At 46.4% G+C, this 21,160-nt stretch carries 21 protein-coding genes, 1 pseudogene and 1 riboswitch; of the genes and pseudogenes, 12 read left to right on the plus strand and 10 right to left on the minus strand.

Annotated elements, in window-relative coordinates:
- The first annotated feature begins 198 nt into the window (after window positions 1–198).
- Together BAMF_RS22970 and BAMF_RS22975 are read left to right on the plus strand one after the other, a co-directional pair.
- On the plus strand, window positions 199–1,071 hold the full coding sequence (locus BAMF_RS22970; protein WP_013351154.1) for a DMT family transporter: 873 nt from the start codon (window positions 199–201) through the stop codon (window positions 1,069–1,071).
- Window positions 1,072–1,240: 169 nt separating this feature from the next.
- Window positions 1,241–1,858 (plus strand): NUDIX hydrolase, encoded by a 618-nt coding sequence (locus tag BAMF_RS22975; RefSeq protein WP_013351155.1) that lies wholly within the window; start codon window positions 1,241–1,243, stop codon window positions 1,856–1,858.
- Window positions 1,859–1,987: 129 nt separating this feature from the next.
- Here the strand turns inward: BAMF_RS22975 and BAMF_RS22980 are convergent, their stop codons facing one another.
- Together BAMF_RS22980 and BAMF_RS22985 are read right to left on the minus strand one after the other, a co-directional pair.
- On the minus strand, window positions 1,988–2,896 hold the full coding sequence (locus BAMF_RS22980) for an alpha/beta fold hydrolase (RefSeq protein WP_013351156.1): 909 nt from the start codon (window positions 2,894–2,896) through the stop codon (window positions 1,988–1,990).
- A 21-nt stretch (window positions 2,897–2,917) separates the two neighbouring features.
- A complete protein-coding gene (locus BAMF_RS22985; RefSeq protein ID WP_013351157.1) occupies window positions 2,918–3,973 on the minus strand; it encodes a tartrate dehydrogenase in 1,056 nt (351 codons plus the stop codon).
- Between the two features lie 180 nt (window positions 3,974–4,153).
- Between BAMF_RS22985 and BAMF_RS22990 the strand changes: the two genes are divergently transcribed.
- The 4 genes and pseudogenes from BAMF_RS22990 (at window position 4,154) to BAMF_RS23005 (ending at window position 8,104) form a co-directional block, all read left to right on the plus strand.
- Complete coding sequence (locus BAMF_RS22990) at window positions 4,154–4,849, plus strand: GntR family transcriptional regulator (RefSeq protein ID WP_013351158.1); 696 nt, start codon at window positions 4,154–4,156, stop codon at window positions 4,847–4,849.
- 131 nt (window positions 4,850–4,980) lie between these two features.
- Window positions 4,981–6,174, plus strand: a pseudogene (locus tag BAMF_RS22995) (macrolide family glycosyltransferase).
- A 211-nt stretch (window positions 6,175–6,385) separates the two neighbouring features.
- Window positions 6,386–6,655, plus strand: a complete 270-nt coding sequence (locus BAMF_RS23000; protein WP_013351161.1) for a hypothetical protein — start codon at window positions 6,386–6,388, stop codon at window positions 6,653–6,655.
- A gap of 90 nt (window positions 6,656–6,745) precedes the next feature.
- Window positions 6,746–8,104 (plus strand): serine hydrolase, encoded by a 1,359-nt coding sequence (locus BAMF_RS23005; protein WP_013351162.1) that lies wholly within the window; start codon window positions 6,746–6,748, stop codon window positions 8,102–8,104.
- Between the two features lie 50 nt (window positions 8,105–8,154).
- On the opposite strand, the gene BAMF_RS41445 is transcribed toward BAMF_RS23005, so the two are convergent.
- The gene (locus BAMF_RS41445; protein ID WP_014469830.1) at window positions 8,155–8,328 is read right to left on the minus strand and encodes a hypothetical protein; all 174 of its coding nucleotides are present in this window, start codon (window positions 8,326–8,328) and stop codon (window positions 8,155–8,157) included.
- 205 nt (window positions 8,329–8,533) lie between these two features.
- Here BAMF_RS41445 and BAMF_RS23010 point away from each other — a divergent pair, with 205 nt between their 5' ends.
- Window positions 8,534–9,100 carry a YdhK family protein gene (locus BAMF_RS23010; protein WP_013351163.1) on the plus strand — a complete coding sequence of 189 codons (567 nt, stop codon included), beginning with the start codon at window positions 8,534–8,536 and terminating at the stop codon, window positions 9,098–9,100.
- Window positions 9,101–9,152: 52 nt separating this feature from the next.
- Here the strand turns inward: BAMF_RS23010 and BAMF_RS23015 are convergent, their stop codons facing one another.
- A complete protein-coding gene (locus BAMF_RS23015; RefSeq protein WP_013351164.1) occupies window positions 9,153–10,313 on the minus strand; it encodes an MFS transporter in 1,161 nt (386 codons plus the stop codon).
- A gap of 55 nt (window positions 10,314–10,368) precedes the next feature.
- Window positions 10,369–10,468, minus strand: a riboswitch (purine riboswitch).
- 177 nt (window positions 10,469–10,645) lie between these two features.
- Here BAMF_RS23015 and BAMF_RS23020 point away from each other — a divergent pair.
- The 3 genes from BAMF_RS23020 to BAMF_RS23030 all read left to right on the plus strand — a co-directional run bounded on the left by BAMF_RS23020 (window position 10,646) and on the right by BAMF_RS23030 (window position 13,376).
- Complete coding sequence (locus BAMF_RS23020; protein WP_013351165.1) at window positions 10,646–11,362, plus strand: GntR family transcriptional regulator; 717 nt, start codon at window positions 10,646–10,648, stop codon at window positions 11,360–11,362.
- Between the two features lie 123 nt (window positions 11,363–11,485).
- The gene (locus BAMF_RS23025; RefSeq protein ID WP_013351166.1) at window positions 11,486–12,172 is read left to right on the plus strand and encodes a FadR/GntR family transcriptional regulator; all 687 of its coding nucleotides are present in this window, start codon (window positions 11,486–11,488) and stop codon (window positions 12,170–12,172) included.
- A complete protein-coding gene (locus BAMF_RS23030) occupies window positions 12,162–13,376 on the plus strand; it encodes a CynX/NimT family MFS transporter (RefSeq protein WP_013351167.1) in 1,215 nt (404 codons plus the stop codon). The genes BAMF_RS23025 and BAMF_RS23030 overlap by 11 nt, the downstream gene beginning before the upstream one ends.
- A gap of 58 nt (window positions 13,377–13,434) precedes the next feature.
- Here BAMF_RS23030 and BAMF_RS23035 read toward each other — a convergent pair whose 3' ends face one another.
- The 6 genes from BAMF_RS23035 to BAMF_RS23060 form a co-directional block, all read right to left on the minus strand.
- Window positions 13,435–13,749 carry a DMT family transporter gene (locus tag BAMF_RS23035; RefSeq protein ID WP_013351168.1) on the minus strand — a complete coding sequence of 105 codons (315 nt, stop codon included), beginning with the start codon at window positions 13,747–13,749 and terminating at the stop codon, window positions 13,435–13,437.
- Window positions 13,749–14,078, minus strand: coding sequence for a DMT family transporter (locus BAMF_RS23040; protein WP_013351169.1), 330 nt, complete (start codon window positions 14,076–14,078; stop codon window positions 13,749–13,751). The genes BAMF_RS23035 and BAMF_RS23040 overlap by 1 nt, the downstream gene beginning before the upstream one ends.
- A gap of 71 nt (window positions 14,079–14,149) precedes the next feature.
- Window positions 14,150–14,731 (minus strand): TetR family transcriptional regulator, encoded by a 582-nt coding sequence (locus BAMF_RS23045; RefSeq protein WP_013351170.1) that lies wholly within the window; start codon window positions 14,729–14,731, stop codon window positions 14,150–14,152.
- Window positions 14,732–14,846: 115 nt separating this feature from the next.
- Window positions 14,847–16,409, minus strand: a complete 1,563-nt coding sequence (locus BAMF_RS23050) for an APC family permease (protein ID WP_013351171.1) — start codon at window positions 16,407–16,409, stop codon at window positions 14,847–14,849.
- Between the two features lie 257 nt (window positions 16,410–16,666).
- On the minus strand, window positions 16,667–17,521 hold the full coding sequence (locus tag BAMF_RS23055; protein ID WP_013351172.1) for a manganese catalase family protein: 855 nt from the start codon (window positions 17,519–17,521) through the stop codon (window positions 16,667–16,669).
- Window positions 17,522–17,634: 113 nt separating this feature from the next.
- Window positions 17,635–18,102 (minus strand): SRPBCC family protein, encoded by a 468-nt coding sequence (locus BAMF_RS23060; protein WP_013351173.1) that lies wholly within the window; start codon window positions 18,100–18,102, stop codon window positions 17,635–17,637.
- Window positions 18,103–18,230: 128 nt separating this feature from the next.
- Here BAMF_RS23060 and BAMF_RS23065 point away from each other — a divergent pair, with 128 nt between their 5' ends.
- Both BAMF_RS23065 and BAMF_RS23070 read left to right on the plus strand, forming a co-directional pair.
- The gene (locus BAMF_RS23065) at window positions 18,231–19,232 is read left to right on the plus strand and encodes an NADPH:quinone oxidoreductase family protein (protein WP_013351174.1); all 1,002 of its coding nucleotides are present in this window, start codon (window positions 18,231–18,233) and stop codon (window positions 19,230–19,232) included.
- A 429-nt stretch (window positions 19,233–19,661) separates the two neighbouring features.
- The gene (locus tag BAMF_RS23070; protein WP_013351175.1) at window positions 19,662–21,080 is read left to right on the plus strand and encodes a sugar porter family MFS transporter; all 1,419 of its coding nucleotides are present in this window, start codon (window positions 19,662–19,664) and stop codon (window positions 21,078–21,080) included.
- Window positions 21,081–21,160 lie beyond the last annotated feature (80 nt).

Below are 21,160 nucleotides of genomic sequence, written 5' to 3' on the forward strand. Positions count from 1 at the left end.
TTTACGCCTTTTAACAAACCTTGTATAATGAGAAAAATCAGATTGGAAATTGAGGTGAAAAGCGATATGTTTTTGGCGCCTTTATTTGAACATGATGTACCGGCAGCACTTCTCCGCCCTTAATGGAGGAAAGTGACTGCGCTTCTCTCCGTTAGGGCATGTCACATGACCTAATATGATAACGGAGGGTGCATCAAATTGAAAAATACGTTGTTCGGTTCGATTTATTTGGCATTGGCCGCCAGTATCTGGGGCGGTATGTATGTCGTTGTAAAAGTTGTGGTAGCGGTCATTCCGCCGCTTGAACTGGTATGGCTGAGATATGCGGTCGCGCTTGTGGCGCTTTTACTTCTCAGTTTGTTTACACGTCAATCCTGGAAAGTTCATAAACGTGATCTATTACTGATTGCTGTGATCGGGTTGATCGGCAACACGATTTCGATCGTCACGCAGGAGATCGGCACGAAATTATCAACCGCGCAAATGGGAGCGATCATTACGGCATCCACTCCCGCATTTATGGTTGTATTTGCCCGTCTGATTCTGAAAGAACGGTTAACGCTGAAAAAAGGAATATCGGTAGGACTGGCGACCATCGGGGTATTGCTCATCGTAGGGAACGGAGATATCAATATGTCGGGCCAGCTCGGCGGTCTCTCGCTTCTGGCTGCGGCGCTGACATGGGCTTTGATGTCCGTGCTGATTAAACGGGTTCCCGGCCGTTACTCACCGCTTGTCGTCACAACCTATTCCATTTGTGTCGCATTTGTCATCCTGACCCCGTTTACAGCGGGCCCGCTTCAGGAGATTCCGTTGTCTCAGCTTGCCCGGCCTGAGATATGGGGCGGCCTTTTATATCTGGGTGTGATTTCAACGGCCTGTGCGTTCATGCTGTGGAATCGCGGATTGCAATTGCTGAATGCGGCAAGCGGAGGTCTGTTTTTCTTCTTTCAGCCGCTCTCCGGGACATTGCTCGGCTGGCTGCTGCTGGGGGAGAAGATCGGAGGAACCTTCTGGATCGGGGCGGCTCTTATTGCTGCAGGCGTCGTGCTCGTTATTAAAGAAAAATAGTGTCTGAAAAAAAGCCATTCATTGCAGAATGGCTTTTTTCTGATGTGTAACAGCAGGATTCGTCCCGCCATACACAGAAAACAAGAAGCAGAAACGGATCATGAGTACTCTCAAAGTGCAATACCTGGGTCCTCGGGAGTTCGTGAATCAAAGTTAGGCGGTGAAAATAATGGAGCCAAAATGGCTTGAATGGGCAAAACAGCTTCAATCCGCGGCGCAAGCGGGGCTGGCTTATTCCAAAGACATATATGATATTGAGAGATTTGAAGAAATAAGAAAAATAAGCGTGGATATCATGGTGCATTATACAGGCATCGAGAAAAGGATCATAAAAGACATATTCGCCGGTGATAGGGGCTATCCCACTCCGAAAGTTGATATCAGAGCGGCAGTTTTTAAAGATCAGAGCATATTAATGGTGAAAGAGAAAAGCGACGGCAAATGGGCGCTGCCGGGCGGGTGGGCTGATATCGGGATCTCTCCTGGCGAAGCCGCTGTCAAAGAAGTAAAAGAAGAATCGGGAATCGACGTAAAGCCGGTCAAACTGTTAGCTGTAATGGATAAGAAATGCCATTCCCATCCGCCGTCCGCCGTCCACGTTTACAAAGTGTTTATCAAATGTGAGATCATCGGCGGACAGCTCAGGGAGGGAACGGAAACCAGCGCGGCCGCTTTTTTTGCGGAAACGGAGCTGCCGCCGCTATCTGCCGCCCGCAATACGGAAAGTCAGATTGAAAGGATGTTTTCATATCTCAAACATCCGGACAAACCCGTTTATTTTGATTAAGGCAGCAAGCAGGAAAAAGAGGGGGCTGGTTCAGAACCATTTCACTTATGAATGATCCGGCCTGTGATAGAGAAGGTAAGTCATCAGGCCGGGTTTTAAGAGTCTGCCTGTTTCGGTGTGGTGCGCCCCTTAAAAAACCGTTTTTGAAAAATCGATAATCCTGCGGGCGGTTTCTGTCGGTTTTTCCTCGGGGACATAATGGCCGCAGCCTTTTACCTCATATCCACCACTGACTTCACGAATTGATTCTCTCCATGTGTCAAGCACGGGAAGACCGGCTAAGTTCCCTTTTTCTCCCCACAGCAAAAGTGTGGGAACATCCAGTTTTTTCTGTGATTCCTTTTCTGAACGATATCTCGGCAAATCAATTTGATAAGCGGCTCTGTAGTCATTAAGCGCAGCCTGGACAGCGCCGGGCTGCTTCCAGGCGGCTAAGTACCGGTCCCAGGCGCCGTCTGATGTCAGCAGGTCAAAAAGCCCGTCACCTCTGCTTAATAAAAATCTAAGATATTCCTCTTCTTTTCCTTTTATTAATTCTTCCGGCAGATGGGGAACGACTTGAAATGTCCAGTGCCAGTATTTTTTTGCCGCTTCAGCTGCGGTCAGAGAATCATAGACGTATTCAGTCGGCATAATGTCAATGAGCACAAGGCCAGCCGCCAGCTCCGGAGCATCTAAAGTCAGCCGCCTTGCTACCCTTGCGCCTCTGTCATGCCCTGCAATTAACGCTCTTTGTATATGCAGGCGGCGCATCAGACCTTGTATATCGCTTGCCATCGTTTTGTTATCATAACCGTTTATGCCGCTCGGCTTTTCAGAATCGCCGTAGCCCCTCAGATCCACAGCGATGACTCTATGAGAAGCGGCAAGCGTCGGAATTACATAACGCCACGTCACCCAGCTTTGCGGAAAGCCGTGCAGGAGGATGACGGGGGGAGCATCCTCCTTTCCCGCAAAGACGTAATGAAGGCGGATGCCATTTACCTCAATTGAATCATGGGTCACATGCTTTTCAAATTGTTCACGAAAAGAATCCATTTTCTCTCTCCTCATAAAATTTTATTTTTTTATTTGAGAAATAATAGCGGAGGTGACGTCTTCCGTTGAATGCTTTCCGCCGACATCAGGGGTCAGGACGCCGCTGTTTGTGACGGTTTCAATTGATTGTAAGAGGAGATTGCCCAGTTCCTCTTCTCCGAATGAATCGAGCATTAATTTTGCCGTCCATATTTGCCCTATAGGATTGGCAATTCCTTTCCCGACAATATCCGGAGCGGAGCCGTGAACAGGCTCAAACATAGAAGGATATTTTCCGTTTACATTGATATTGGCCGCAGGAGCGATTCCGACGCTTCCCATAATCGCCGCGCCGATATCTGTCAGCACATCTCCGAACAGATTTGAAGCGACAATGACATCAAAGCGTTCCGGATGAGTGACAAAAAAGGCCGCCAGTGCATCGATGTGCTGCGAATCTGTCTTAATCCCGGCGTAATCCCGGCTGACCTCTTTAAAGATGTCGTCCCAGAACGGCATAGAGTGTACAATACCGTTAGATTTCGTCGCGCTTGTGACGTGTTTCCGCCGATTTGCCGCCAGTTCAAAGGCATACCGCATCACTCTTTCCGTTCCTCTGCGGGAAAAGACCGCGTTTTGAATGGCAATTTCGTCTTCATCCTGATAGATTCTGCCGCCGACAGAGCTGTATTCGCCCTCACTGTTTTCGCGGACGACTAACAGATCAAAATCCTTCGGGTTCACGAGAGGGGAGGTGATTCCCGGCAGCAGCTTGGCCGGCCGTACATTAATCACCTGTTCAAATTCCCGGCGTATCTTGATGAGCAGCCCCCACAGCGAAACATGGTCGGGGACGAGTTTTTGATTTCCCACCGCTCCCAAAAACAAAGCATCAAAGTGTTGTAACGTTTCTAATCCATCATCCGGCATCATGGTTCCGTGCTCCAGATAATACTCGCAGCTCCACGGAAAAGAAGTAAAATCAAATGCAATGCCCCCATGTAATTCGGCGATCGCATTCAATACCCGCTCCGCTTGCAGGACTACTTCTTTTCCCACGCCGTCTCCCGGTATGCTGGCAATCTTGTATGTTTTCATGTTTCCATCACCTCTGAATGAATTGTTTCGGTTTACGGAAGACCGTCGACCGTCGTTTGTAATAATTCCATATTACGCCACTTTTGCTGGGCTGACAAGCTTGGGAATGTTGCTTCCATAGATAAACTGTTATATGATCTTGGTAACATAAGGCCTAAATTGTATGAAGAGGTAGGAAAGATGGATAATTTTAAATTAGATAAGCCAACCCCGTATTATCTGCAATTTTATTCTCAATTGAAAAAAATGATATTCGACGGGGTGTTTAAACCGGGAGAACGGCTGAATGAAACACAGCTGGCCAAGGATTTTGGAGTCAGCCGATCACCGATCAGAGAAGCCATGCGGCTCCTTGAAAAGGACGGGCTGCTGACGGCAGACGATCGAAACGGCTTTGTCATCTATTCGCTGTCCATTAAGGATGTCGAAGAGATTTACAAAATCAGAATATCGCTTGAATCACTGGCGGTCGAACTCGTCATTGATGAAGCGGCTGAGAGCGAAATTGAACGTATTGAACAGCAGCTACGGGAGACGGAAGAAGCCATTCATAAAGGCGCCAAAGAGACTGAGATTATTTCCTTGAACGAAACGTTTCATCAGCTCCTTGTGGATTTCAGCCGCAACAGCCAGCTGGCCAAGCTGCTTGAGCATGTCAATGTGCTGATTCATTTTTGCAGAGTTCTTAATTTTAAAGGAGATGACCGTGCGGAGGTTATCCTGCATGAGCACCGGAAAGTCTTTGAAGAAATAAAAAAAGGCGACAAAGCAAAAGCCGTGCAATATATGACCGAGCATCTCCAGCATGATGTAGAACATCTGAAAGGCGTGCTGAAAGCGGAAGAAACAGACGAATCGTCACGATTGACAAGGTGAAAAGCCTTGTCTTTTTTTGTTGGTGTCATTAAATCGCCATAAAGACCCGACGGATGTTCCTTGCATGATTTTTTTCGCATCATTTATGATGGATATGGAAAAAGGGCGAAAAGGCAAAGGAGTTTGAAAAAATGGCTAAACATATTCTAATGATCAATTTTCCCGCAGAAGGACACGTAAATCCGACTCTGGGTGTGACAAAGGCCTTCAGTGAACGGGGCGATCACGTTCATTATATCTCAACGGAAAAATACAAAAGCAGGCTGGAAGGAGTAGGGGCGGAGGTCCATCTTCACCGCGATCTGCTCAGAATGACACCCATTGATCCCGGCACCCCGGCCGGTATACTTGCATTTTTAAAGGTTCATATCAAAACGTCACTGGAGATTTTACAGATTGTGCAGCGTCTGGCTGAGGACATTCAATTCGACGCCGTCTATTATGATAAATTCGGTGCGGGAGAGCTGGTGTGAGATTATCTCAACATCCCCGGCATCTCTTCTTCAGCATCCTTCCTGTTCAATGAAGACCGTCTGAAAATACTGCCGCTCCATCCGGAATCAGGCGTGCCGTTTAAGCCGGACAGGGAATGTGAAGAGCTGTTGGCCGAGATGAAAGACAAATACGGCGTTGCTCCTGACAGCCTGGTTCAGTTTATGAACAACACGGGTGAACTGAACGTCGTCTATACAAGCAGATATTTTCAGCCCGAAAGCGAGACATTCGGAGATGAGTATTTATTTATCGGTCCGAGTTTTCCGAAGAGAAAAGGGGACACCGCCTTCCCGATTGACTCTTTAAAGAATGAAAAAGTCATTTATATCTCAATGGGAACGGTGCTCGGGAACACGGAAGCGTTTTTTAATCTGTGCATAGACGCGTTCTCAGATTTTGAAGGCAAGGTTGTCATTGCCGCCGGGGAAAAAGCCGATCTGTCGAAAATCAAACAGGCGCCCGAAAACTTTATCATCGCTCCATACGTGCCGCAGCTTGAAGTGCTGGAGCAGGCAGACGTGTTTGTTACACATGGCGGAATGAACAGTGTAAATGAAGGCATTCATTATCAAGTGCCGCTGGTCGTCATCCCGCACGATAAAGATCAGCCGATGGTTGCGGGCCGGCTGACTGAATTGAATGCGGGCTTTACAGTGCAAAAAGATGAAGTAAGCGCTGAAAAGTTAAAGCTTGCCGCAGAAGAAGTCCTTCACAACGGGAAATACAAACAAGGCATTCAAGCCATCAATGAAAGCTTTAAAGAATGCATGGACATGAAGGATGTTCTGGCACGGATCGACCGGTTTATTGAAACGAAAAATGCTCATTAAAATGAAAAAAAGCCTGTTTCCGCCTCCAAAGGGGAAACAGGCTTTTTATAATGGCTTTCAGATGATATGATGCTCTTCATTTGCAAGTTTCACCGCCGGTTTGGCGGATGAGCCAATTCATATTTTGTTCATATTTTATTAAAAGTTTATCCAAGCCTGTCCTTTACAGTGAATATAATCACAAATACGCTGCTGAAAGGGGCTTTTAAAAATGCATATTCATATGATCAACAAAAACCAGTTTGAGAGTGACTTGGAGGCGGCCGGGTTCAGCCGTCAGGCAGATGATATTATCGGGAAAATGAAAGAGTACGTAATGGAATATGCGGCTTCATCCGAACGGTTCCTGATTGAAACACAAACCGTCATGAACGAATACAAAGCTGTCGTCTGTGCGATGTTTTCAACCATGGAAATTGCCGGGGCAAAGAAAGACGAGAAGCATGTTGAATTCGAAGCCTGCACTGTATGGTGTGAATAAAAGAATCACATTAAAAAGGAAAAATATTGAAACCTATAAAGCAGGTATCCGTATAAAAGAGAGAATCAGTTTTTAGAAGGGAGGACGCGAATGAACGATAAGAAAAAACAAGCTTTTGAACAGCTTTTCAGCACATTAGACGGAAGACATGAAATAAACGGAGCTGTATTAGCAGCAGAAAACGGCCGCATTTTATATCAGGGTTCATTCGGAACTGCAGAACTGGAAACAAACAGGATGCTGAATGACCAATCGGTCTTTGAATTGGCTTCAGTATCGAAGCCGTTTACAGCTCTGGGTGTCATCATTTTAGAGCAAGAAGGGAAGTTGCGCTATGACGATATGATAGAGCGGTGGCTTCCTGATTTTCCTTACCCGGGCATTACCATTCGGCATTTACTTCATCATACGTCAGGGTTGCCGGACTATATAGAGTTGTTCTTAAAACATTGGGATCGGAACAAAATTGCCGTTAATCAAGATGTTATGAATATGCTCAAACGGCATAAGCCGGATGTTTATTTCCCGCCGAATAAAGGCTGGCTTTACAGTAATACGGGGTATGTTGTGTTAGCGGTTATTATTGAAATTGTATCAGGCATGAGTTTTGCTGAATTTATGAAACAAGCCGTATTTCATCCCCTTCGTATGCACGATACGCGGATTTATAACAGAAGATTGAGCAAAGAAACCATTCCGAACTATGCATATGGCTATGTCTATGATGTTCATTCCGGAGAGTATGTGCTGCCGGATGAACTTGAGGAAACCGATTATGTCGTCTTTCTTGACGGGATTCAAGGCGACGGAACCGTTAACTCTGCCATAAAGGATTTATATCTGTTTGATCAGGCTCTTTATACGGAAGAAATTATCAGCAAGGAATCTAAAGATCAAGCGTTTACACCCGGCTATTGGAATGAAGAAGAGCAATTCGGATATGGTTTTGGCTGGATGATCCGAAACAGCAGCGAAAAAGGGAAGATGATCAGCCACGACGGAGGCTGGCCGGGATATTCCAGTCTGATGCTTCGATATATTGATCAGAATAAAACTCTGATTTATCTCAGCAACATGGAACAATCGGATCAATTTGAACAAGTTGTGATCGAAGCGGCGGTAAACATCTTATTTGATCAGCCATATGTGATTCCGAAACGTCCGGCGGATCAGAAAAAAGCAGACATCGACCCCGCCGTTTACAGCAGATTTATCGGTAATTATTCATTTCAGGATGGTACCTATGCAGCGGTGACGGTAAGAGAAAACCGATTGTATATTACAATAGACGGACAAACACCATTCGAATTATTCCCAATGACAGAAACCCGTTATTTTGTCAGGGCGCTGCCGATTGAAATTGAATTTGCAGGTGATAAAGCACAAACAGCCTCACATTTCGTTTTATATCAGGACGCCACAGAAGAAACAGCTCTGCGAATAGACTGAGTGACATACAGAAAAACCGCCGTCCTGAGAAGACGGCGGTAACAGAAAAGTCAAACCCCTTTGATTATGCGAAATTTTATTTTCGGCTCTGACATAAATATAGAAGAAAAAATCATAGCTCCGAGCATTGTGATGTATTCCATATAAAGTGAAACCTCTGCCAAAAGCAAACCCGCAATCATTAAAACAGCGCCCAATACCACCGCAAAAACCTTCGTTTTCATGATGAGTTCCCCCTATTATCTGATAATTGAATTATACTGCATTTCTATTAATGTGTACATTTTGTGAACAATTTCACCTGACGAAAGGCAATAAAGAGAGATTTGAAGAATTAGGAGAAATGACAGGCCGCAATTCATCTTTTGTTTTACTGAGGAACCGAAAGGGAAACGCAAAACTATCAAAAAAGCAAAGGAGTTAATTGAAATGAAAGCGCGACTATTTTTATTCAGCATGTTTCTCCTGATTCCCGTTCTGGCGCTTGCCGGATGCAACAGCCAATCTTCAGGAGGAAGCGAAAAAGCGAAAGACAAAGAAACGCACTCACACGAAGACATGAATCACTCAGGTTCATCTGAGGTGCCGAAGGGTTTAAAGAAGGCCGAAAATCCGACTTATAAAGTGGGCAGTGACGTCATGATTTTAGCTTCTCATATGAAAGGCATGAAAAATGCGCAAGGGACCGTAAAAGGTGCTTATGATACAACGGTTTACAGTGTATCTTACACTCCGGAAACCGGAGGAAAGCGCGTTGAAGATCATAAATGGGTCATCCAGGAAGAATTGAAGGGCGCTGGCGATAAAACGTTAAATCCGGGTGACAAGGCAGTCATCGAGGCAGCCCATATGAAAGGCATGAAGGGTGCTGAAGCCGTCATTGATTCAGCCAAAAAGACAACCGTTTACATGGTCGACTATACACCAACTGATGGGGGCAAAAAAGTAACCAACCATAAATGGGTGACAGAAGACGAGCTTACTGCCGCAAAATAAAAAAGAACGCAAAAGCCGAAGGAATTCCTTTGGCTTTTTTGCGGTCTCACACTTATGCGGATTTTCTTTTCAAAGCGGGTCTCGTTAAAGAGAATACGGCTAAGCTGACTGCGATAATGACAATCAAACCGCCGCACCAGGCGGTTGCTGTGACAGAACCCGTTTGTCCGATCACGCCGCCGCCGATGGCTGACCCGAGCGCAATGCCGATTTGCAAAGCGGACGTATTGAAGCTTTGCTGAATATCGGAAGACTCAGGCGCGATTTTGATCAAATAGCTTTGCTGCGCCGGCGCAAGGCTCCAGCTGAGCAATCCCCAAATGACCATCGCAGGCAGGAAAACGATTAAAGAAACCGTTGACAGCGGAAGGATAAACAGGATCAAAGCGAAAGAAACGGTCACAAGCATGATGCTTTTAAATGATCCTAAACGGTCATACAGCCAGCCTCCGAACGGGCCGCCGCATACCGCTGACAGGCCGAACAAAAAGTAGCATACACTGACCCAAACAGAACTCAAATGAAGCGTTGTTTCCAAAAAAGGCGCAAAGTAGGCATATAGTGTGTAATGCCCCGCCAATGTAAATAAGGTAACAAGATGCGCGCTGGCAATCTTGGCGTTCCCAATCGTTTTAATCTGCTCACGGAACGGGATCATTTTTTCAGCAGGTATTTTTTCAAAAAAGACGCTGATAATCAGCATGGAAACCAGAGATAATACGCCGATTCCCAAAAACAGCACGCGCCATCCGAAGGCATTGCTGATGATAATGCCGACAGGCACGCCTAAAGCGATTGCGGAGCTGAAGCCCATGAAAATGATGCCGATCGCCCGCGCTCTGTATTCCGGCGCCACGATTTTAGGAGCAATCGTTAAAGAAAGGACGACAATCAGCCCTGTGCTCATGGAAGCGAGCACTCGTGACACCATAAGTACGGCGAAATTGGGACTGAAGTAAGCGACCAGATTACTCAGGAAGAAAACAAAAAGTGCGATTAAATAAAGCCGCTTTCGTTCAGCTTTTGCCGTCACTGCCAAAAGCAGAGGGCCTGATACCGCGTAACCGAGCGCGAACACGCTGATCAGCTGCCCGGCGCTGACGATCGATATGTCTAAGTCGGAAGCGATTTGCGGGAGAATACCGCCCACAATTAATTCAACCAATCCGACTGCAATAGTAGATGCTGCAAGCAGAAATACTTTGAAATTCATGTACAGATACTCCTTTTTTTATTTTTTAGAAAATAAAAAATCCTGATTACAAAAAGTGTGCGGGACAGTTTTTTGTAATCAGGATTTTACGGTTCCTGGTAGACACCCTCAAACCATATCATTGAGGTTATACAATGTATGCAATATTCGTTTGTGTCCGTTTCTGCAAAAAATTCTACCATAATAGTGAGAGAGATTCCATAGAAAATTCGAGGAAATCCTTTCAATTTTAATAACGGCGGCTGTAACGTCATTGATGAAGCAGGGAAAAAAATTTATGATAACCGTAAGGAGTCTATACAGATCAAACATTACACAGCCGGAGGAAACCGATGAATAAGTACGAAAAAATCGCCAACGAAATGAGAACGAGGATTAAAAGCAGTGTTTATGACATAGATCAGCCGATCCCGGATGAAAAGACGCTCGCACTGGAATTCGGGTGCAGCCGAATGGCGATGAAACGGGCGCTCGACACGCTTGCGGCTGAAGGGATGCTTTTCAGAAAAAGAGGGCACGGCACGTTTATTATTCAATCAGCCATGCAGGACGAGCACGTTCACGTAGTCAGCAACGAAATTCTCGGCTTGAGCAATTTGTTAAAAGGCAAAGACGTCAAAAGCAAGGTCATCCGGTTTGAAGTGCAGTTCCCGTCTCAAGATGTCGCCGCGCATTTGGCCATCGACGAAAAGACTCCCGTCTATTATGTAGTGAGGCTGAGAATCGTCGAAGGCGAACCGTACGTTCTTGAAAAAACGTACATGCCGGCGAGCCTTATACCCGGCATTAACGACGAGGTGCTCAACCATTCCATCTACGATCATATTACGCAAGAGCTGCAGCTCAAAATCGCAGGCACACACAGAAAAATCAGAGCGTGCAAGTCGGATGATATGGATCAGCAATATCTCGGCTGCCGGGCGGATGACCCGATACTGGAAGTCGAGCATGTAGGCTTTTTGGATAACGGCACCCCCTTTGAATATTCATTTTCCCGCCACCGCCATGACAAGTTTGTCGTGACCTCAGTTAATATAAAACGTTCGTAAAAGCGCCGAAGAGTGAGAGAAAAAACTCACTCTTTTTTTCGTTGCGCCTGATTTACACCTTCGCCGATTTTATGTTATATTATCCAATGATAGAATCATCCTACAAATTACAGAGGTGTTTTGATGGATATATCCAAAACAAGCAGACTGTCGCTCGTAGAACAAGTGGTGGCGCAAATTGAATCGTTAATTCAATCGGATAAATGGCCGGTCGGGACGCGCATTCCCCCTGAACTGGATTTAATGAAGCAATTTGATGTGAGCCGAAACACGCTGCGTGAGGCCATCCGGGCGCTCGTACATGCCGGCCTGCTTCAGACAAGGCAGGGGAGCGGTACGTATGTCAGCTCATCCAGTGTCCTCGGCGCGGCATTTTACCGTCACATAAAAAAATCAAATTTGCTTGAAACATTAGAAGTCAGATACGCACTTGAAAGAGAAGCCGCACGATTGGCGGCCCAAAGGCGTACTGATGAAGACTTGGAGGCACTGAAGGCATGTCTGGATGAATGTGAAGCGGCCTTGCAAAACGACGATCGAAAACGGTATGCCGAAGCCGACATTAAGCTGCACAAAACAATTGTACAGGCGGCCCATAACAATATGCTTTCTGATCTATACGAACATATGACGGAGGCGCTTTGTGCGTCAGTCCATAACCTGTTGGAAATCACCCCTGATATCAGGGTCCACAGCCAGCTTGCCGATGCGATTGCCGGACAGAAACCGGATCAGGCCATGGAGGCTGTCAATCAATACATCACAGGATTTAAAGATACAATACACATGGAGGATAAACATGAAAATTGAAGACGAACATCAAATGTTACAAGCAAGTCAGCGTAAGAAACTGATCTTGCTGATCATCGGAGTCATATTGATAGGGGCCAATCTCAGAGCGCCTCTGACATCGGTCGGACCGCTGGTTTCCTCAATTCGGGACAGCCTCGGAATGACCAATGCGGCTGCCGGCACCATTACCACAGTGCCGCTCTTGGCCTTTGCATGTCTGTCGCCGTTTGTTCCTTTATTGTCCCGGCGCTTCGGAACCGAACTTGTCTTACTGTCATCATTAATTATCCTGACAGCCGGTATCCTGCTGCGCTCAATCGCCGGGATCGGCACTCTCTTTTTAGGGACGATCCTGCTGGGATTATCGATTGCCGTATGCAACGTACTGCTGCCGAGTCTCATTAAACATAAGTTTCCGGGAAATTTAGGCGTTATGACCGGCGTCTACTCGGTTTCTATGAATCTATGCGGCGCGATTGCATCCGGCATCAGCGTACCGATCGCCTCCTCAGCTGGATTGGGCTGGAAAGGCGCGCTCGGCTGCTGGGGCATTCTTTCTTTAATAGCGTTCGTCATGTGGATTCCGCAAATGAGGGGACGCGAACTGCCCGTCCGCACGCCGGGGGCAGACGGAGGGAAGAAAAGCAGTCTGCTGCGGTCCCCGCTGGCTTGGAAGGTGACGATGTTTATGGGCCTGCAATCCCTTATTTTTTACACAGTCATCGCTTGGCTGCCGGAAATTCTTCAGCAGAATGGACTCAGCTCAAGCAGGGCGGGATGGATGCTTTCGTTAATGCAGTTCTCACTCCTGCCGATTACCTTTATCGTGCCGATCGCTGCCGCTAAAATGAAAAATCAGCGCGCTCTCGCCGGACTGACGGCCTTATTTTTCTTCATCGGCATTGCCGGTGTTCTTTGCGGGAGCCCGTCTCTTACTCCGCTATGGGTCATTTTGATCGGAATTGCGGGAGGCTGTGCGTTCAGTCTGGCGATGATGTTTTTCAGCCTGCGGACCCGGCATGTTCATGAAGCCGCGGCGCTTTCCGGCATGGCTCAGTCATTCGGATACCTGCTTGCCGCCTTCGGACCGCTCGTATTCGGCCTGCTGCATGACATCACGCACGGCTGGACGGTTCCGTTATTCATGCTGATCGCAGTCTCCGTTCTGATCTTTATTTTCGGAGTCGGAGCGGGAAAAGCAGAACAGATCAAAACAGCATAAAAAACAAAGGACCCGAGACGGGTCCTTTGTTTTTTATCTGAAAAGCAGTCTCCGGCCATCATGTCGTCAGTTTTAAACCGATGACACCGATGAGGATAAGCCCCAGAGACACCAATTGTGACAGATTGAATTTTTCTTTAAACCAGAGTATGCCCACGGCCGAAACGCCGATGCTTCCCATGCCGGTCCAAGCTGCATACGCAACACCTGTGGGAAGGACCTGCATCGCTTCAGAAAGGCAAAAGAATGAAAGCATAAAGCCTGTTGTCATGACAATCAGCGGCCACTTTTTTTTAAAGCCGTCAATATGTTTCATGGCAACGGCCGCTACAACTTCTTCCGCTCCGGCAATAAATAACAGCAGCCAAGCCATTAATGTTCACTCCTTGTTTTATTTTCTTTCGTAAATACCTTCATTCCTAAAATGCCGGACAGCAGCAAAGCCAAAAAGAATATCTGCCCGATTGAAAAAGGTTCTCCTAAAATAACGCCCGTTACATATGTGCCGACCGTGCCTATTCCGACAAAAACGGTATATGCGGCAGCCATGGGGATTTTTTTATAAGAGCGGATCAACATCAGAAAGCTGACGGCAATCAGAAGGAAAATACCAATCCAATCAATGAGCGAATCCGCATGCTTCAGGGCAGACGCCCAAATCACTTCTAACAGTCCGGCTATCAGTACAAGCAGCCAATACATTTACAGTCACCTCAATTATGAATGAATGTCAGTCATTTTTATGGCGGTCAAAAATGATCGGTCTCTGCCAATCATTTCTGCAAGCTTCTTTTAAGAAAGCTGAATATTTCTTTTTTATACACTTCGAGATCGACATCCTGTTCACAGCCGATATAAAATCGTTCAGCCGCGTTCTCGACAACGTTGATAATCGTTCTGGCCGTCCATCTGACATGAATGCCGCTGATGACCACATTCTGCTCAATGGCCGTATTGATCACGTCTTCCAGCCAGGAATAATAAGGCTGATAAATGGCCTCCCATTTTTCCATTGAGTGATCGATGGCAAGACCGGAATAACAGAGGACGATAATATCTTTATGAAGCCGGGTGATGTGAAATGTCTCATCAACCAAAATGTCCAGCACCGTCCAAAAATCTTCAGTGCCGTCGGTTTTCCCTTTAATTCTGTCCAGCGTAAGGTCGAGCAGGTTTTCTGCAATCGCTGATATCAGTGCGTTTTTAGAAGAAAAATATAAGTAAAACGTACCTTGGGCCGTTCCGGCTTTTTTAACGATTTCTGAAATGGATGCTTTGTCTAATCCTTTTTCAGAAATGACTTCAATCGCGGCTTGCAGGATCTTTTCATATTTTCCCGAGCTTTGTTTTGCCAATAGAGGGGTTCCTCCTTTATGAATGACTGTCATTCATTTTATCATATGATTGTTTTTTTGTCATCCTTAACAATAAAAATACCGGAAAGAAGATCGTGCTTCTTTCCGGCATTCGTCATTTATCACTGTCGATTATAGCCTTCGGCAGCCCTGTATATTTTGCCCAGTAATAAATGCCGAGCGAACCGATGGCGATCAGAATCAGGTCAAGCGGATTGCTGATAATGCCCAATCCATGGCCGAACGAGCCGATATAGGAGAAAATCAGCATCATGACATAAAAACCGACGATCCACCAGGCTGATTTCAGCTGCTGCCGTATGCTGACATCATCTTTAGGGGCATATTTACTGAAACAGAGGTAGACGAGAAACATGACAATTTGAGAACCGAGAAGCCAGGAAACAGTGCGCCAGCCGGACCAATATACAATATAAGAAGTAAAAATAAACGACAGCGGTCCGATGATGCTCATACCCTTTAAATAAAACGGTCTGTTAATATCCTTCGCGTTTACCCTCAGCGCCGCTGAAGAAATCGGCGCAATCGCATAAGACAGAATCAATGCGACGGAGCATACGTTGACGAGAGCGTTCCAGGAAGGGAACGGCAGCGTCCAAAAAACAGCCAGACCGAACGAGAGCCAAAGAGAGGCACGCGGTGTTCCGGTTTCTTTATTGACTTTAGAAAAGATGCTGAATAATGTTCCGTTTCTGGCCCAGGCATAGACGAGACGTGAAGTCGTATTCATAAAGATATTTCCGTTGCCGCCCGGTGATAAAATCGCATCTAAAATAACCAATGTCGCCAGCCACCCTAAACCGAGTAAAACGGCGATATCTTTGAACGGAAGGGAGAATTCCTGCCCGATAGCCGGCCATCCGTGCTTCAGTGTGTCTCCCGGAATCGCCCCGATAAAAGTGATCTGCAGCACGGTGTAAATTATGGTAGAAACAATAATACAGACAATTAATGCGATCGGAATGTTGCGCTTCGGATTCTGCACTTCACTGGCGACAGCTACAATAGGGTGCAGCCCGAGGTAGGCAAACATGACACCGCCTGTGGAAATCGCCGCCTGAATACCGGTGAAACCAAAAGGCGCAAATCCGTGAACGGTCATATTGCCCGGGTGAAAATGAAAAATCAGTACCACAATAACCGTAATCGGAACGACGTATTTAAAAATCGAAATAATGAAGTTTGCTTTCGCAAAGGTTTTGACACTCCAGTAATTGAGGAGGAAGAACAGGCAGAGCAGCGCAAATTGCAATATCCACCCGGCAATTGTCGGCGAATCGGAGCCTTTTACGGTCAAACCGGGAAACCAATACGCCACGTATTGGCGGACTGCCGTGACTTCTATAGAAATAAGGCTCGTGTATGCCACAATGGTGACAAAGGAAATTAAATATCCGACGAGATGTCCATGTGAATAAACGGGATACCGGATAATTCCTCCGGTCCGCGGCAGAGCGGCGCCCAGTTCCGCGTAAACCAAGCCGATCAATAAGATAATCCCCCCGCCGATCAGCCAGGAAAAAGCCCCTGATGGACCCGCTTTAGAGGCGACGTTACTGACGGCAAACAGCCATGCCGAACCGAATATGGCTCCCATGCCGATTAAAATAAGATCAAATAGTGATATGGATTTCTGGAAGTTTCCTTGCTTAGACATTCGCTGCCTCCTTAAAAAGACATTGTTCTATTTACATAATTCCCATTATCATTCGAACATACCCAGCCGGCCGGCTGGAAAATTAGGACAACTTTCGAGTTGATGGTATGTACAGCAATGTGCTCAAATTATAATGGAGTGACTTGAAAAACGGCCGTATCTCAAGATCTCCCCGCATATATTCCCTGTTTTGACCGCGTTCAAACCTCATTCCCATAAAAATTAAAAAAACGCCCGAACGAAGCAGGCGTTTTTTATTACAAGTTCATATCTTTCAGTCCTGGGCTGTGCTCATTCGGAAGCTCCGGAAGCTCAGGCACAGGAAAACCTTTAGGCGGTTCGGACACACTTAATTCGCCGCCGTTTCGGCTCGGCGTCGTTCCCTGCAGAATTTCTCCGATCCGTGTCGGGTCCAGCCTGAAATTAAATTGGGTATTATGATAACCCATCTCAACGAATTTCCGGCATTCCGGATATTTTTCAATATCATAATTCGGCACGGGGAATAATTTCCCCCATTCAACACCCAGAGTTTCCAGCGCTTTTGTAAAAGCATTTTGATGGGCGTTGTCACGGACAATCAGGAAACCGAGTGTTTCTCTGAACGTCTGATTTGAACTCATTTCATAAATGCGCGTTTTTTGCAGAACGCCGGTTGATTCCAGCACAACATTGTCCAATAAGTCGGCAATCAGATTACCGTGATTGTAGACCCAAGAGCCATTCCATGGGTTGCCGCTGGCATCTGCAGGCAGGGAACTTTGCGCCCCGATAATATAATGGTGCGGATTGGCATGCTTCACCGCTTCATCAATCGGCGCCTGATCTGCTGCCTGATTTCCGGCACCCTCAGCGCCGCTTTCGTCGAGCAGCGCATTAATCGTATTCTGGACGAGCTCAACGTGTGCAATTTCTTCTAAAAATACACCGCGAAGCAGGTCGCGGAACTGCTTTTCTTTTCCTCTGAAATTAGAGCTTTGGAAAAAGTATTGCATCATCGTCCGCATTTCCCCGTAATGCCCGCCTAAAATTTCCTGAAGCACCTTGGCTGCGGCCGGGTCCGGCTTGTCCGGTTTAATGATATTGATCAGCTCTTCTTTGTAATAATACACAAACAGCGCCCCCTGAAATAAGTTTTCGGTTCTTCTGTTAGTGTCTTTGCAAAGTCGATTTTTATGTATCGGCAGCAAACAAAGGGACGGAAAGCGTATCCCGTCCCTTTGTTTTAAGCTTCGACCGCCCCGCGGAGTTTTGTGTTCACAAGTCCGTTCCATCCTTGATCCATTGTACTGTGAATCTCAGAGCTTTTCCGATTGACTTTATTGATGACGGCATCCGGTTCTTTCCATCCGCCGTGAATGAGAGTGAATTCCGTATCTCCGCTTTCCGTTTCTTTTAAGACAAAAGAAACGATCCAGCCCTCCGTATCCCACGAAAAAGAAAGACGGTATGGCGCCTCGATATCCAACAGCTTGCACGGAGATGGACCGAATGGGGATTCCAGCTGAAACTCACTGTCTTCCTGAGGCGTGAAATCATTCGGCATAAACCAGAGGGACAGTCCGTCTGCAGTGGAGACCGTATCCCAGACAACTTGTATCGGCGCCTTGAAAACGGCGGTATGAATAATGTCCGGTAATGTTTGATTACCGCTGTTGCTGTTTTTGTTATCATTGTTTTGTTTATCAGACATGCTGTGTAACCACTCTTTCGCTGTTTTTTCTTTTGATCATACTACACAGGGCAGGACATTTGAAAACAAATCAAACTTATTTTATGCTTTTCCAAAGCAATTCAATTCATTTTAAGGGAGACGTAGTGATGACAGATCAATTTAAAGCGTTAGTAGTCGATCAACGTGAAGACCGGTTTTCAGTAAGCGTACGGCAGCTGGCTGTTCAGGACCTTCCCGAGGGCGAAGTGCTGATTAAGGTTTGCTATTCAGGCGTGAATTATAAAGACAGCTTGGCCGCCATTCCGGACGGCAAGATCGTAACCTCGTATCCTTTCGTACCGGGAATTGATTTAGCGGGAATCGTTGTTTCCTCAGATGACGACCGATTCAAAGAAGGGGACAAAGTTATTGCGACAAGCTACGGCATAGGTGTTTCCCACTTCGGCGGCTATAGCGGGATGGCCCGCATTCCGGCAGATTGGGTTGTGCCTCTGCCTGATGGTTTGACACTTAAAGAAGCCATGACGATCGGAACCGCCGGTTTCACGGCTGCGTTGTCCGTTCAGCGGCTTGAAGAAAACCATGCCGCCCCTGAAAAAGGGAAGGTCCTGGTGACGGGAGCAACAGGCGGTGTCGGAAGCTTTGCGGTTTCCATTCTTTCTTCCTTAGGTTTTGACGTTGAGGCCAGTACGGGAAAAGAAGAAGAAAGCGCCTATTTGAAAAGTCTCGGAGCGAAGACGGTTATTTACCGTGACGAAGTTTATAACGGCACGTTAAAACCGATGCAAAAACAAAAATGGGCAGCGGCCGTCGATCCGGTCGGAGGTGAGCCGCTTGCGTCAGTTCTCAGTCAGATTCAGTACGGCGGGGCAGTGGCAGTGAGCGGACTGACAGCCGGAACGAAACTCCCGGCTACTGTATTCCCGTTTATATTGCGCGGCGTCAGTCTCTTGGGAATTGATTCCGTATTCTGTCCAATGGAAATAAGAAAGAAAACATGGCAGCGTTTAGCTGATGATTTCAAGCCTGCAGATCTGGAGGCCTTTATTCAAAAGGAAATTACACTTGAGGAGCTGCCGGACACGCTTCCTGCTCTCTTAAAAGGAGAAGCGAGAGGAAGAACGATCGTTAAATTGAATGAAGAATAAAGCGAAAACCCTCAACATTAGTTGGGGGTTTTTTCAATATATAATCAATTATTGGTTAAAAGTAAGGTTAAATATTGAGTAAGTTATAAAAGTAAGCTGATTATAAATATGAAATGATTATATATAGGTCACATATAGATAAATTATAAAATTTTCTGAAATATTTATTGACTGAAAGCGCTTTTAAAATTATGATAATAACATAAGTGCCAATAATATCATTATAACTTCACTACAAAGTAACTATAAAATAACAATTTGTCGGAAGGGAAGTGAATATTAATTATAAATGATAACGCTTTCATATTGATTTCTTCATTATAGGACTGTTTTGGGCGGTCGGAGCATGTGTGCAGACGGTATAGGTGTAAATATCGATAACTGAATATTCAGGTATTATCTCAGCATAAAAGCTAGGAGGATTTGAAGATGAATAAAAATAGCAGCCAGTATTCATTTTTGAGGACCATCATTTTAGTATCGACGTTCGGAGGACTTCTTTTCGGCTACGATACAGGTGTAATTAATGGAGCGCTGCCGTTTATGGCGGAACCTGATCAGCTTAATCTTACGGCTCTGACTGAGGGCATGGTGGCAAGCTCCCTGCTCTTGGGCGCTGCGATCGGCGCGGTTTTTGGCGGGCGGCTGTCGGATTATAATGGCAGACGTAAAAATATCCTTATCCTTGCCGTTCTGTTCTTTGTGGCGACGCTTGGATGTACGCTGGCGCCTAATGTATCGGTTATGATTATCTCTCGTTTTCTGCTGGGGCTTGCTGTCGGGGGAGCGTCCGTAACAGTTCCGGCATACTTGGCTGAAATGTCTCCGGCGGAAAGTCGCGGGAGAATGGTTACCCAAAATGAACTGATGATTGTAACGGGCCAGCTGCTTGCCTTTACGTGTAATGCTATTATCGGCAATGTGCTCGGTGATACCTCTCATGCCTGGCGTTACATGCTTGTTATCGCGGCGCTTCCGGCGGTATTCTTGTTTTTCGGTATGCTTAAAGTTCCTGAGAGTCCGCGCTGGCTGGTTTCTAAAGGAAGAAAAGAAGATGCTCTGCGCGTACTCCGGAGAATACGCAATGAAGAAAAAGCAAAGTCTGAGCTTGCTGAGATTGAATCTGCTTTTCATAAGGAAGCGGAGATGGAGCAGGCGACATTTAAGGACCTTGCCGTCCCGTGGGTGCGCCGCATTGTGTTTATCGGAATCGGAATTGCGGTAGTGCAGCAGCTCACCGGCGTAAATTCAATTATGTACTATGGAACTCAAATTTTAAAAGATGCCGGCTTCGAAACAAAGGCTGCATTGATCGGCAATATCGCTAACGGTGTGATTTCTGTGCTCGCGACTTTTGTGGGCATATGGCTTCTCGGCAAAGTCGGCCGCCGCCCGATGCTGATGACGGGGCTGATCGGAACGACTGTCGTCCTGCTGCTGATCGGGATTCTGTCTGTCATGCTGAAAGGATCGCCTGCACTTCCTTATGTGATTCTTTCATTAACCGTCACTTTCCTTGCGTTTCAGCAGGGAGCTGTCTCTCCGGTGACCTGGCTGATGCTGTCGGAGATATTCCCGCTTCGATTGCGGGGGCTCGGTATGGGAGTCACTGTCTTCTGCCTCTGGATCGTGAACTTCCTTGTCGGTTTGACTTTCCCGGTTCTGCTCGCAAACATCGGGTTGTCTGCAACCTTCTTCATCTTTGTCCTGTTAGGGATAGCGTCCGTCATATTCGTAAAAAGGTTCCTGCCGGAAACAAAAGGTCTTTCGCTCGAACAGCTTGAACAAAATTTCCGCGCCTATGAAAAAACAGATCGAAAAACCGTTGAAGCCGAGGTGAGCGGGTAATCAGGAGAGAAGCAGGGTTTTTAGGTATCCTGCTTTTTCATTCTTTTATTATATAGAAGGAAATAATAAGCGAGAAAAAA

It is taken from the genome of Bacillus amyloliquefaciens DSM 7 = ATCC 23350 (genome assembly GCF_000196735.1).
In the GTDB taxonomy this organism is placed as follows: domain Bacteria; phylum Bacillota; class Bacilli; order Bacillales; family Bacillaceae; genus Bacillus; species Bacillus amyloliquefaciens.